This window comes from Tissierella praeacuta (genome assembly GCF_040396155.1).
Lineage (GTDB): Bacteria > Bacillota > Clostridia > Tissierellales > Tissierellaceae > Tissierella > Tissierella praeacuta_A.
In genome coordinates, this window is sequence record NZ_JBEBOY010000006.1 from 91,817 (window position 1) to 106,238 (window position 14,422).

At 29.6% G+C, this 14,422-nt stretch carries 14 protein-coding genes; 1 reads left to right on the forward strand and 13 read right to left on the reverse strand.

Going from position 1 to position 14,422, the window contains the following annotated elements:
- Positions 1-26: 26 nt before the first annotated feature.
- Positions 27-2,090 (reverse strand): elongation factor G, encoded by a 2,064-nt coding sequence (gene fusA / locus ABWP20_RS04885; RefSeq protein WP_353094296.1) that lies wholly within the window; start codon positions 2,088-2,090, stop codon positions 27-29.
- Between the two features lie 242 nt (positions 2,091-2,332).
- Here fusA and hisC point away from each other — a divergent pair, with 242 nt between their 5' ends.
- The gene (hisC, locus tag ABWP20_RS04890) at positions 2,333-3,427 is read left to right on the forward strand and encodes a histidinol-phosphate transaminase (RefSeq protein ID WP_353094298.1); all 1,095 of its coding nucleotides are present in this window, start codon (positions 2,333-2,335) and stop codon (positions 3,425-3,427) included.
- Between the two features lie 36 nt (positions 3,428-3,463).
- Here the strand turns inward: hisC and ABWP20_RS04895 are convergent, their stop codons facing one another.
- The 12 genes from ABWP20_RS04895 to ABWP20_RS04950 all read right to left on the reverse strand — a co-directional run bounded on the left by ABWP20_RS04895 (position 3,464) and on the right by ABWP20_RS04950 (position 14,322).
- Positions 3,464-4,627 (reverse strand): AI-2E family transporter, encoded by a 1,164-nt coding sequence (locus ABWP20_RS04895; protein WP_353094300.1) that lies wholly within the window; start codon positions 4,625-4,627, stop codon positions 3,464-3,466.
- A gap of 100 nt (positions 4,628-4,727) precedes the next feature.
- Positions 4,728-5,942 (reverse strand): aspartate kinase, encoded by a 1,215-nt coding sequence (gene dapG, locus ABWP20_RS04900; protein WP_353094302.1) that lies wholly within the window; start codon positions 5,940-5,942, stop codon positions 4,728-4,730.
- A gap of 159 nt (positions 5,943-6,101) precedes the next feature.
- Positions 6,102-6,500, reverse strand: coding sequence for a nucleoside-diphosphate kinase (ndk, locus tag ABWP20_RS04905; RefSeq protein WP_353094304.1), 399 nt, complete (start codon positions 6,498-6,500; stop codon positions 6,102-6,104).
- Positions 6,501-6,701: 201 nt separating this feature from the next.
- Complete coding sequence (locus tag ABWP20_RS04910) at positions 6,702-8,282, reverse strand: DUF4179 domain-containing protein (RefSeq protein WP_353094306.1); 1,581 nt, start codon at positions 8,280-8,282, stop codon at positions 6,702-6,704.
- A gap of 92 nt (positions 8,283-8,374) precedes the next feature.
- Positions 8,375-8,887, reverse strand: a complete 513-nt coding sequence (locus ABWP20_RS04915; RefSeq protein WP_353094308.1) for an RNA polymerase sigma factor — start codon at positions 8,885-8,887, stop codon at positions 8,375-8,377.
- Between the two features lie 94 nt (positions 8,888-8,981).
- Positions 8,982-9,593, reverse strand: a complete 612-nt coding sequence (locus ABWP20_RS04920) for a DNA-3-methyladenine glycosylase (protein WP_353094310.1) — start codon at positions 9,591-9,593, stop codon at positions 8,982-8,984.
- A gap of 60 nt (positions 9,594-9,653) precedes the next feature.
- The gene (locus tag ABWP20_RS04925) at positions 9,654-10,034 is read right to left on the reverse strand and encodes a DUF2500 domain-containing protein (protein ID WP_353094312.1); all 381 of its coding nucleotides are present in this window, start codon (positions 10,032-10,034) and stop codon (positions 9,654-9,656) included.
- A 280-nt stretch (positions 10,035-10,314) separates the two neighbouring features.
- The gene (locus ABWP20_RS04930; RefSeq protein ID WP_353094314.1) at positions 10,315-12,393 is read right to left on the reverse strand and encodes a methyl-accepting chemotaxis protein; all 2,079 of its coding nucleotides are present in this window, start codon (positions 12,391-12,393) and stop codon (positions 10,315-10,317) included.
- 449 nt (positions 12,394-12,842) lie between these two features.
- A complete protein-coding gene (locus ABWP20_RS04935; protein ID WP_353094316.1) occupies positions 12,843-13,205 on the reverse strand; it encodes a methyl-accepting chemotaxis protein in 363 nt (120 codons plus the stop codon).
- Positions 13,141-13,329, reverse strand: a complete 189-nt coding sequence (locus ABWP20_RS04940) for a hypothetical protein (protein WP_353094318.1) — start codon at positions 13,327-13,329, stop codon at positions 13,141-13,143. Before ABWP20_RS04940 ends, ABWP20_RS04935 begins: the two co-directional genes overlap by 65 nt.
- A 6-nt stretch (positions 13,330-13,335) precedes the next feature.
- Positions 13,336-13,818, reverse strand: coding sequence for a methyl-accepting chemotaxis protein (locus ABWP20_RS04945; protein ID WP_353094320.1), 483 nt, complete (start codon positions 13,816-13,818; stop codon positions 13,336-13,338).
- Between the two features lie 27 nt (positions 13,819-13,845).
- Positions 13,846-14,322 (reverse strand): PDC sensor domain-containing protein, encoded by a 477-nt coding sequence (locus tag ABWP20_RS04950; protein WP_353094322.1) that lies wholly within the window; start codon positions 14,320-14,322, stop codon positions 13,846-13,848.
- Positions 14,323-14,422 lie beyond the last annotated feature (100 nt).

The window sequence follows — 14,422 nt, forward strand, 5'->3', positions numbered from 1 at the left end:
ATATTTATTTTATTATAACATATTATTTATTCTTTTTCAGCCTTTGCATCTGCTATAATTTTTTCTGCAATATTAGATGGTACTTCATCATATCTAGCAAATTCCATTGTAAAGCTTCCTCTTGCTTGAGTCATAGCCCTTAAATCTATTGCATATTCAAACATTTCAGAATGCGGTGCTTCTGCAGTAATTTTTTGCGTACCATCATCTTGTTGTTCCATTCCCAATATTCTACCTCTACGTTTATTCATATCCCCCATAACATCACCCATATAGTCTTCAGGTACTGATATTTCATACTTCATTATAGGTTCAAGTAATATCGACTTTGCTGCTTCCATACCTTTTTTAAACGCTAATGATGCTGCAATTTTAAACGCCATTTCATTAGAGTCTACAGCATGATATGAGCCATCAAATAGTACTGCTTTTAAATTAACTACTGGATACCCTGCCAAAACACCATGCTCTAATGAATCTATAAGTCCCTTCTCTACTGCTGGAAAATAGTTTCTTGGAACTGCACCACCAAATACTTCTTCTTCAAAAACAAACTTTTCTTCACATGGCTCAAATCTTATATGAACATCTCCATATTGTCCCGCTCCACCTGATTGTTTTTTGTGTTTGCCTTGTACAGAAGCCGTTCCTTTAATCGTTTCCCTATATGCAATCTTTGGATTGGCTAAATTAACCTCTACTCCAAATGCATTTCTTAATTTATCAACTATAACTGTTAATTGCATATTTCCTTGTCCGCCAATTAAAAGCTGTTTAGTTTCTGAATTTCTTTGGACAATAAAAGTTGGATCTTCATCTGTCAACTTTTGTAAAGATGTTCCGATTTTTTCTTCATCACCTTTAGCCTTTGGTTCAACAGCTAAGAATAAAGTTGGTTGAGGATATTTTATCTCTTCATAAAGTATCCAATCATTCTTCGAGCATAATGTATCACCTGTCCTAGTAAAATTCAGTTTTGCAGTAGCACCTATATCTCCAGCTTGCACTTCTGAAACTTCAATTTGATTTTTACCCCTAAGTACAAACAATCCTCCCAATTTCTCCATTTTATCTCTAGTAGAGTTATATAATTCCATATCTTTAGTTATCTTACCAGATACTACTTTAAATAAAGTTAATTTTCCTACAAATGGATCTATAATTGTTTTAAATACTATTGCTGAAAATGGATCTTTAGGATCTATTTTTCTTTCCGCTTCTTTATCATCCTTTAATCCCTTTACAACTTCAATTTCCTTCGGAGATGGAATATATTTATCTATAATTTCCAATAAGAAATCACATCCCATGGCATTCTCTGCACACCCTACAATTAGAGGTACTAAATCTCCATTTACAATTGCTAATTTCAATCCTTTATCAATTTCCTCTTGTGTGAATTCTTCTCCTTCGAAATATTTCTCCATTAAAGCTTCATCTGTTTCAGCTATCTTTTCCATCAAACTTTCTTTAATAGATTCTATTTCAGTTTTTTGTTCTTCTGTAAGTTCTAATTCTTTTCTTTGAGTTTCATTATATTCATAGGCCTTTCCATCAATTACAGATACAAAGCCTTTAAAATCATTAGATATACCAATAGGCAAAGCAAAAGGTATAATTTTATCACCAAATTTTTCTTTTAAATTAGATAATAAATTTTCAAAATTAACCTCTTCTTTATCCATTTTGTTAATGAAAATAATCCTTGGCGTTACATATTTCTCTAAGTTTTTCCATGATTTCTCTGTACCTACTTCAATTCCAGATGAAGCATCAACTAATAATACAGAGCCTTCCGATGCTCGTTTTGCACCATACATTTCGCCAATAAAATCGAAATATCCTGGTGTATCTAATAAATTGAATTTTGTGTCTTTCCATTCTACAGGGATAACAGTTGTACCTATGGATACCTTACGTGCGATTTCTTCCTTATCAAAATCTGATACGGTATTTCCATCATCTACTCTTCCCTGTCTTTTCGTTGTTCCTGTTGCAAATAGTACTGCTTCAGTTAAAGTTGTTTTTCCGCTACTGCTATGTCCTAATAAAGCTACATTCCTGATTTTATCAGCTGAATATGTTCTCATTATACATTTCCCCCTTAACCAGCATATTTATTTAAAAGATTTTATTGAAAATCTTCATAACCTATTTTTCACATTTACAAATTTCACAAAATTTTTAGTAAATTTTAATTAAAAGTATTTTAAATTTAGTTACCCCTTCGATTATATCATAATGCATATTATTATCATAGTCTTTTTTTATTGCTAAGTTATGTTACAATTAGTATAATGATATCTTTATAACAAGAAAGGAGCTGTTTATATTGTCAATTGAGTTTAGGAATGAAATAAAGGATTTAGAGCCATATAAACCTGGCAAACCCATTAAGGATGTAAAAAAAGAATTTAATCTTGACAAGGTTATAAAACTTGCATCTAATGAAAATCCTTTAGGATGTTCACCAAAAGTTAAGGAAGCTATAATTAATACCTTAGATGAATTGGCTATTTATCCAGATGGAAATTCTACAGAACTAAAAGAAACCTTGGCCTCAGCCCTTGGACTAAATGTTGATGAAATCTTACCAAGCGGTGGGTCTGATGAAATGATTGACTTAATAGCAAAAGCATATATCAACAAAGATGATGAAATAATCATGGCTGATATCACCTTTCCAAGATACATACAAACTACAAAAATGATGGGAGGAATACCTGTCGTAGTTCCATTGAAAGAATTTACATTCGATTTAAATGGAATCTTGAAAAAAATTACTAATAAAACTAAAATGATCTGGATATGTAACCCAAATAACCCAACAGGCACTATGATTACAGAAAAAGAATTTGTAGATTTCTTAGATAATGTCCCTTCAAATGTTTTAGTTATATCTGATGAAGCCTATAGGGAATATGTGACTAGAGATGATTATCCTTACAATACTGTAGAACTATCAAAAAAATATCCTAATCTCCTAGTTATGAGGACTTTTTCCAAAGCCTATGGATTAGCTGGTATTAGAGTAGCCTACACTATAGGACATAAAGATATTCTAGAAAATATAAATAAAGTTAGAGGACCTTTTAATGTTAATATATTAGCACAAGCTGCTGCAATGGCAGCTATAAATGATACTGAATTTTTAAAGAGAAGCTATGATGCTAATTTAGAAGGCAAAAATTATCTTTATAGTGAATTTGATAAACTAGGACTTAATTATATACCATCTGAAACGAACCATATTTTTGTTAATGCCAGCAAAAATGGGCAAGAAGTATTTGTTGAGATGCAAAAAAAAGGAGTTATTATAAGACCTATGGGTGGAGATTTTATAAGAGTTTCAATAGGAACCATGGAAGAAAATAATTTATTTATTGAAAAATTAAAAGAAGTTTTGTTAGCTTATAACAATGCTTAATTTAAAATAAAAATATGGCGAGCTTTGCTCGCCTTTTTACATATACTCATCTGTTTTATAAGGTAACCCTTTTTCCTTTAATCTATCTTCTACTATTTCTTTGATAATAGAATATATAAACACAAATAATGGTACTCCAATAATCATTCCTAATAGTCCAAATAATTTCCCAGTAACTAAGAGAGAAAATAATATCCAAAATGCAGATATACCTAGAGAGTCTCCTAATATCTTTGGTCCTATAATATTCCCATCTATTTGCTGAATTATAAGTATTATTACTAAGAACCACAAGGCTTTAATAGGTGATACAAATAAGATAATTATTGCTGAAGGTATAGCTCCAATAAATGGTCCGAAAAACGGAATTATATTAGTTATACCAACTATAAATGATATCAAAATTGTATAAGGTATCTTAGCTATAGTTACAACAATAAAAGTTAAAATCCCTATAATAAATGAATCCAATATCTTGCCACTTAAAAATTTTCCAAATATATTGTTTCCTCTATTTGCTAATTCTATTATCCTATTTGCCCTTGCTTCTGAAAATAAAGCTCTTGTTGTTTTCTTACTTAATCCTAAGAATTTTTCTTTATCAATCAATAAATATATTGATACTATAATACCGAGCACTATATTCCATACACTAGATAATATACTTTTAACCATATTTCCTAGAACAGGTATAAGGTTTGTTGCAAATTTTATTATACTATCCCTATACTCATTCCATTTTGTTACTATAAAATTATAATACTCTTCCTGTATTTCATGTTTACTATTAAAATCATCAACTAAATATGTAATTTTACTTACATAAGACGGTATATCGTTTACTAAGCCCATTATACTTGAATAAATTTGTGGAAATACAAATTTCATAAATATATAGATTAAAAGTATTACTGTGACATAGGTCAAAATTATACCTATAAATCGCTTAAATTTTGGTTTGGTTTTTTTAAAAAAATTAAAACATAACAAATTCTCTTCATAAAACCTTAGAATAAAATTAAAAAGATATGCCATGACAAATCCAATTATAATCGGCATAAATATTGATATAAATTCCCCTACTCTAATTTGAAACTTACTTACTTCAGATGCAATCAAATAGAAGATTATACTAGCACAAATTACAAAAAATGAATAAATTGATATAGTAGTATACTTAGAATTCCAATTAATCTTCAATCTCGTCCCCCCATTATTATTTTATCTAATTTTATAACAAAATCATAATATTTACAAGAAAAATATAATAGAACGGCAATTACCGTTCTATATTTATATATTATTTCCCTAGTTCAAAATATTCATGTAATGCATTTACCGCTTTATTTGTATATTGACTCTCTATTAAACAAGAAATTGTAGTATGTGAGTCCGATGTCTGTAATATCTCTATATTTTCCTTTACTAAAGCTGAAACAGCTTTTGCCATTACTCCTGGAATACCCCTCATTCTATTTCCAATAATAGTTACCTTAGTGCAATCATGTATTAAGCTATATTCATAATTTAACTCCTTCAGTACATTCTCTAATAGCAGATCTTGCTTTTCATCTATGATAAAAAATATCTGCTCTGGATATATATTTATCATATCAATACTAACTCCTGCCTTAGCTATGCAAGCAAATAGCTTTTCATTACTGTCCAAATCTGACTTATTGGATACTATCTTAACTTGAATTCTATTATTTATATGAGCAACTGATGTAATCAGTTTCGTATCTTCTTCTATATAGGCTCTTGTTCTATGATAATTAGTAATTAATGTACCGTTATAGTCTGAACTTGTATTTCTAATAACTATAGGTATATTAGATCTCATAGCTATTTCTACTGCTCTAGGATGCAATACCTTTGCTCCATATTCTGCCATTTGAAATACTTCATTATAAAATATAGTATCCATTACTTTTGCATCTGGAACTATCTTAGGGTCTGCTGTCATTACTCCATCCACATCAGTATATATCTCTACTAATTCAGCATTTAACGCTTCACCCATAATAGATGCAGTGACATCAGAACCTCCTCTTCCCAATGTTGTAATATCACCATTTTCCGTTACTCCTTGAAATCCAGTAATTACAGGAATTACTTCTTCTTCCAGGCTTTTGAAAATATTATCTGGATTTACTTTTAATATCCTTGCATCAGAAAAATTATCATCTGTTATAATTCCCGCTTGTCCCCCAGTAAATACAGCTGCCTTATGTCCCCTTGCCTTTAAAGTATTAGCCATTACCGTTGCAGATATAATTTCTCCACATGCCATTAATATATCTAATTCTCTTGGATTTGGCTCTACTCCCATGGATTTAATAAAATTTATTAAAGTATCTGTTGCATATGGATCTCCTGCTCTCCCAATAGCTGAAACTACTATAACAGGATCTAAATTTTTCTCTATGGCTGCTTCAATTTTATCTATAGCTAAATTCCTTCTCTCATCATTCATTACAGATGTTCCGCCAAATTTTTGAATAATTATTTTCATTATATTCATCTCCATTAAATTTCTATATTGTAATTATATCTTTATTCAAACATTATCACTTTTGTCACTATATATTATAAATTATATTTGGCATGTTGTGAACTTCTTTATTGAATGATGAAAAGTTTACTAGTTCATAAAAATAGATTTAATGTTTTTCTACTTAAACCACAATTTTAACTCTCTCTCTGCATTGGCTACTGAGTCTGAACCATGGATTATATTTTCTGTTAAAGAATATGCGAAATCTCCTCTTATGGTACCAGGAGAGGCTATTTTAAAATCCCTGTGTCCTATAATTGACCTCATAACTTCTATAACTGATTCACCCTGTACCTCCATAGCCATTACAGGTCCTTCTAAAATAAAACTTACTAACTCTTCAAAAAAAGGCTTTTCTTTATGCTCTTCATAATGCCTTTCAATTAATTCTCTGCTTGGCTGAAATAACTTAGCTTTGATGATTTTAAATCCTTTTCTTTCAATTCGTCCTATTATTTCCCCCATAAGTCCTCTTTTTACTCCATCAGGTTTAATCATAATAAAAGTTTTCTCCACTAAATTACCTCCTACTCTTATTGTATATTAGTTGATTATTATCATATTTTCATATTTCTACCCTTTTTCTTTAAACATATTAAGACTTATATTAAAGCATTAATAATTTAAGGAAATCTCTCTTGAAAATCATCAAATCAAATTTATATTAATAAGAAATAGAACTCTCCTATATATCAAAACTAAAGTAGTGGAAAACAACTACTTTAATTTTATTGTTACTTTTTTATTTGGAAATGATGTAAACCTTTGCCCCTCTATATAGAACTTCTCAGGAATTAGTTCGTAAGTCTTAGGTTCTTCTCCTGTAATCTCTATTAACTGTAAATCATTTTGTAATACTAGTTTTTGTTTTGTAGAGAATAAACCAGCGTATGAATTCTGTTCTTTATCTTTTAAAACTTTCCCGTTTTTATCTCTAAATTCAAAGTTTGATATTCTACTAAAGCAATAAGCTGATGGATTATCTTTTGCTGTAATCCCCAAGATAGAACTACTATATTTTCTATTTTTATTTGTATCTTCTTTTATTATGACTTCAGTGTTGTTTTCATTATATATTACATCCTCTATAGTTATTTTATTTCCATCATATTCTACCATTTGGGGCAGGTTATTTATATCTACATTATAACTTTTCTTATCTCTAGTAGTATAGCTATAGGATTCTATAACCAACTTTATCCTTTTTGGGTTTTCAAGATATAGTGATTCAAGGGCTGCATCACTTATGGAATCTCTAGAGCTAGGTCCTAAGATTCTATTACTATAGGAAATTGGAGAATATCCATATTTTTTAAATTTATATCTCATAGAAAATTTTATATCATCTACACCTATGAAAGAATTGTATTTTTTCATCTTATATTCTATACTAGTTGCTGTTGGTGCTATATTTACTTTTTCTATAGACATTTCATTGCCATCAAATTTAATAATTTTATTTACATTATACGATTTAGATTTTATTTTTTCTGCTGGAATATGCAAATTCCAATTTCCTTTTATATTTATTATAGATTCTCCATCCTTATTAGGCATATTAGATAAATTGTTAATACAAATATCTACATTTCCTTTATCTCCTATTAAAGTTTCGGTATTTATCATAAGCCCAATAGAATTCCTTTCCTCCAAATATATGCTTGAACAAGAAGTCTTTGGTGGTAATTTCTCTCCTTGAGTATAATATCTATTTAAATCTTCATAGCTATTTACAATATCTCCACTGACTATAATAGGGCATGGATTTTCTGTTGTCGTATCTCCTGGTATAAATTTAATATTTCCCTTTAAGTCTTCTATTCTAAGAAGAACAACTGTATTTAATTCATCTGATATTACTCCTTCAGCTGTAACTTTAATATTTTTATCTATTGCAGATATATCTAGCCTTTGTCCTACCCCACTATCAATTAATTTTTCCCAAATAGTAATCATTTCCTCACTGTATCTTTTCCATCGTTTTATATAATCTAAGTTATCCGTCGCAATAGCTGTCATAACTAGAATAAGTGAAAACACTATAGCAATAAAGAAAATTCTTTTAATCTTTCTCATAGTTTTAACCCTATTTACTTTTGCTTTTAAATTTATAACTTTTTTCATACAAATATTATTTTTGGTTTTCTCTAGATAATATATTGTAGATTTAAGCTCATTATATTCATTACTACATTCATTACATTTTTCTATATGCTTTCTAACTAAACTTTCTTCTTTTTCATTTAATGTACCATCAATATAATCTAAAAGTTTATCCCTAATTAGATTACAATCCATATATACACCTCCCTATATTAAATAATTGAAGCTTTAATTGTCTTATCTTAATCCTAAACTTGCTGCTTTCATTTATATAAATCCTTTTATATTTAATAACTAGTCTTTAGTAAATTTCTAAGTTCTCTTAATCCTCTATATGCACGAGATTTCACAGTTCCTATGGGGATATTTAATATCTTTGATATTTCTTCTTGGCTATATCCTGCTATGTACTTTAATATAATTACTTCCCTAAATATTTCATCAATGGAATGAATCTCTTGAAAGAAATTATATTCATCTATATAATAATCATGATCTCCTATATCTTCTTTAAGAATCTCTTTTTTTCTATGTCTTAAAGACTGTTTACATTCATTAATTAAAATAGTTGTAAACCAAGTCTCAAACAAATAAATATCTTTAAGAGTTCTTATATTTAAATAAGCCCTTATCATCGTATTTTGAAATATATCTTCAATATCCTGATGATTATATACATAGGACCAAGCAATTTTATAAAATTTATCTTTTCTCTCCATAATCCAATCCATTAGACTCCCTAAATCCCCTGATTTTATTTTTTCAACTAACTCTTTATTTGCCAAATTTATGATATTCATCCCCTCCCCTCTATTAATTAGATACATAGGATTGTATAAAAGTTCCCAGAAAAGCAAAAAGAGCAAAATAATTTTGCTCTTTTATCTTCTATAACTATTTTCGTGATACAAAAGGATTATCTTTAATATGAAATCTCAGCAAATAATCTTTTGCCATTTCTGCATAGTCTATATTAATTCTTCTACTTCTTACAATATCATCCAATAATAACTTTGGTGCATCCTCTACCCAAATTCTTGAATCTGTAACTATATCTGCTCCATATAGCTCTTTAATAATACCATATGCCATAATGAACTTTGCCGGTCCATTGGTTAAGTTTAAAATTTCTTTTCTCTTTGGATTATCATAAGGCTTTTTGTACCTATTTTCATACATTTTTTCTATTCCTTCCAATGGCTCTATAGCTCTAATTAACACAGCGCCATGAACTCCCTTTTTCTCTGCTACAATATTAAAACATAGATACATACCATATATAGTATAGATATAAATATGTCCTCCAACTTCATCTATTATCCTTGTCCTATCTGTTAAACCTTTATTAAAATGAGCACCATCATCCTTTGCATTTATATATGCTTCTGTTTCAACTATCTTTCCCTTATATATTTTTTCCCCGTCATTATACACTAAAATCTTCCCTAGTAAATCCCTTGCAACTAATATAGTATTTCGTTCATAAAATTCTCTACCTAATCTCATAAAAACATCCTTTCAAAACCATGATGTCTTATCTTTCCTATTTTTGCATTATTTAATGTATTATTCATCCAAACCAACTCTTTCAAAACCATGATATCTGGTTCCTTGAAATGTAAGTTTCCCAATATCCCCTTCAACTAACATCCCATATTCCTTTCCTCCAATATTGAATTCCATCCTATCTCCAGATTCAACCTCAAAAGTAGCATAATAGGATGTACTAGTAGACGAATTCATATGATTATCATGATTATGATGATGTACCGAAGTATTAGTTCTCTTTGAAACCAATTTAGCTGCTACAGTTAGAACTGGCTGCTTATTATTTGAATTCCATTCTTTAACGCCCTTTGCAATAGTGAATATAATTATACCAAAAACAAATATAAAAAATAATGGAAAAATAGCTTCCATAATTGAAAACATATCAAACCCGTACATAACAGCCCTCCTATTTTTTCACTATCATATCATATTAATACCACTAAAATAATTAATTAAGACTAATTTTACCATATACAATACTGTTTTTAATATCTGTATTACACTATCTTTTATTAATCTATTATCTCTTAATTAGATATAGTTTATTATATTTATTATCTATAAGCAAGTGCCAATCCTTATTAAATAAAAGAAAGATTTTCTTGTCTATAATTCAAATACAGTATTAAAATAAAAGCTGAGTCAATGATGAATTACATTGATTCAGCTTTTATAATTATAATTTGAATCTATTTACTAATTCGTTTAATTTTTCTATGGTTCTAGCTAAATTATCTGTATTACTAGATATTGTCTCCATTGTTGCAGACTGTTCTTCCATAGATGCTGATAGTTCTTCTGTAGATGCTGCTGTCTCCTCAGTTACAGATGATATACTTTGAATTGCCAATATTGCATCTTCCTTCTCATTATCTACTATTTCTAGCCTTCCATCTAACTGTTCTATAGTACCTATTGATATTAATATTGCTGAATATATTCCCTCAAATCCTTCTTTCACTAGCTCTAAAGTCTTGTTAGCATCATTTAATGCTTCCTCTGACTCAACCATACTTCCCTTTGTAGCTTCAACCTCTATTTGAATATTATTTAATATATCCTCTATACTCTTAGTAGCATTTCCTGTTTGCTCTGATAATTTCCTTATTTCTTCAGCCACTACGGCAAATCCTCTTCCTGCTTCCCCTGCTCTAGCTGCTTCTATAGCCGCATTTAGAGCTAATAAGTTAGTTTGCTCTGATATATCTATTATAGTGTTTAATATACCTCCTATGGATTGAGATCTTTCCGATAGAGAATTAATATTTTTTGCTACCATCTTAGTTGTTTCATTTGTTATACTAAATTTCTCTACCATTTTATCCATTGCTTTGGAGCCTTCTTCATTTATCTTTTGTGCCTTAATGGAACTTTCTACTACTGTTTCTCCATCTTCTACAGCTGATTTTATTTCATTAGCCAATCTATATAATCTTTCAGAACCAGTTTCTGCATCCTCAGCCTGTCCCATAGAGGCTTGTGCTAACTCCTCTACAGTTTTAGCCATATCATTTATAGATTGAGCTGTTTCATTGGTTGCTGTAGTTAGACTAGTAGTATTCTCTACAATGTCTAAAGTAGTTCCCTCTATTTCGCTTATAATTCTTCTCATTTCTTCTCTCAAAGTTGACGCAGCCTTAAATATAACTCCCACTTCATCTTTTCTATTGGAAAGAGATTTTATTTCTTTCGTCTCTTCAAAACGAGTTAAATCTAATTTAGATGTTTTCTCCAATATTTCAGCTACCGATATTATAGGTTCAGAAATTCTCTTAGCTGAAAACAAACCCATACCTATTGCCAATACAGCAGATATAAGGATAACTCCAAAGATTATATAGACAGTAGTATACATATCCTTTAGAACTTCGCTTTTTGGTACAGTTAGAGCTATAACTTTACCATCATATAGTTTTGAAAATGCTGTAATCCTTTGCTGTCCACCAAAATCAGTTTCCATTATACCCATATCATTGTTTTCCATTTCATCTGCAAGAAAATTATATCTGCCATCATTTACAGTCCTCAAATTGTCAGTCTTGTCCAGATCTGGATGAATTAAATAATCATAATTTTTGTTAAGCATAAAAGCATATCCAGTATCGTGTATCTTTATTTCTCCAATTCCTTTAATTAAATCATTTACACGTAAGTCTACTCCCATTACTCCAACAGTTTGATTATCTATAATAATAGGCATTGAATGAGTCATTACATTGAAATTTGCATTATTAAAATATGGGTCACTCCAGATCCCACCACCTGCTTTTATGGCATCATAATAATATGATGCTACTGGGTCATCCTCTTTTCTACCTACTATATCTGCTGGTAAAGATTGCATCAAAGTTCCTGCCTCATCTAATTTAATCCAAACCCCTTCAGTCCTACCAGTATATTTAGGATCTAATGCTATAAATATCCCAGAACATTTTCTAGTATCTTTAGCAACTCCTTTAACTATAGGCTTTAGAATGGTTTGACTATAATTAGCTAAATATCCATTTTCCCCTAATCTTGTTGTATCAATAGTTCCTTCAACTACTTTGTATAAATTACTTAATGTACCCTCAAAATGCATTAGATCCTCATTGAATTCTCCAGAATATATTTGTACAGTACTTAAAAGGTTTTCCCTAGCTTCCTTTTCAATTACTCTAATACTACTAACCATACTGGTGATTCCAACTAATAAAGACATTGCTATAGAGCAAATTAAGACTATTAATACAATCCTTGTACTGATCTTTTTCAATTTCTCTTCCCCTCTTTCTAATCTTTTGTTCCTATTTATGCATATATCTATTATCGACATCACTCGACAATTATTTACATTAAATGGGAAATAATTTATATATAAATATATTTTAATATAATTTTTTAAATATACAAGCCCTTAATGCCCAAACTCTTCCAATTTTAATATTTTTATCCATAATCTTTGCAAAATATTTGTAAATTATAATCTCATAGTTAAATTAAATATTTTGGATTCTATTATTTTATCTTAAAATATGTTTTAGCTTAAGATTATTTATCTATAGATATTAATTTATTTTTTGTTTCAACGGGAAATAATCCTAGAATTTAGTATTTTAGAATTATGATACTTTCATGATGATATTTTAAAACTAGCAAATTCATTGAATACAAGAGAGAAGGCTGATTCAATAACATATCTCCCTTAATTCAACCTTTTTATTATTATAGCTTAAATCTATTTACTAATTCGTTTAATTTTTCTATAATTCTAGCTAAATTATCCGTATTACTAGATATTGTATCCATCGTTGCGGATTGCTCCTGCATAGATGCCGCTGTCTCCTCAGTTACAGATGATATACTTTTAATTGCCAATATTGCTGCATATATTCCCTCAAATCCTTCTTTCACTAGTTCTAAAGTCTTGTTAGCATCATTTAATGCTTCCTCTGACTCAACCATACTTCCCTTTGTAGCTTCAACCTCTATTTGAATATTATTTAATATACCCTCTATACTCTTAGTAGCATTTCCTGTTTGCTCTGATAATTTCCTTTTTATCCATTGCTTTGGAGCCTTCTTCATTTATCTTTTGTGCCTTAATGGAACTTTCTACTACTGTTTCTCCATCTTCTACAGCTGATTTTATTTCATTAGCCAATCTATATAATCTTTCAGAACCAGTTTCTGCATCCTCAGCCTGTCCCATAGAGGCTTATGCTAACTCCTCTACAGTTTTAGCCATATCATTTGTAGCTTGGGTAGTTTCATGAGTAGCAGTGGTCAAGCTGTTAATATTCTCCGTAACACTCTTTGTTGTTACATCTATGGCTGTAATAATCTTCCTCATTTCATCTCTTAAAACTCTAGTAGATCTAAATATATAGTCTATTTCATCTTTTCTATTAAAAAGTGCCTTTATTTTATTGGTTTCCTCTATATCACTTAAATCTAATTTAGATGTTGTATCTAAGATACCCATAGCCATTACTATTGGATTAGAAATTCTTTTTCCTAAGTATAAAGCTATTCCTGCCGCCAATATACTTGCTATTATAATAACTCCCAGAATAATATAAATTGTCCCATACATATCCTTTAATATTTCTTTTTGAGGAACTGTTGTTATAATAATCTTATCCTCATAAAGTTTTGAAAAAGCAATAATTTTATTCTCACCATTAAATTCAGCAGGCATGATACCAGTACCTTTACTTTCAATAGCTTATATTAGATTACCATACTTTTCTCCATCTATAGTACTTAAGTTGCTAGTACTATCTAAAGTTGGATGTATCAAATAATAATAGTCCTTATTAAGCAAGAAAGCATATCCTGTATCATATAATTTTATACTCTTTATATTATTTACTACATCTTCAACACTTAAATCTACACCTATGGCCCCGATAGGTATATTATCAACAACAATAGGCGCCGAATATGTAATTACATTTAAATTAGCATTACTTACATACATGTCACTCCATAATCCCTTAACAGATTTTATACAGTCAAAATACCAAGCAAATTTCGGATTATTTTCATCCTTACTAGTGAATCCAGTAGGTAATTGACTTAACTTAACTTTCTTTTCTATTACATCCATACTTCTAATTATACTAGTAACTCCAACTACTAAAGACATTGCTATGGCACAACTCAGCACTGTTAGTACGATTCTTGTACTGATCTTTTTCAATGTTGCTTCCTCTTTCTTAAAATTTCTGTATTTTTAACTATATACCTTTATTATCGGCATCATTTTATACTTTGTCTATATAGTCAAAATTTGCCATAGA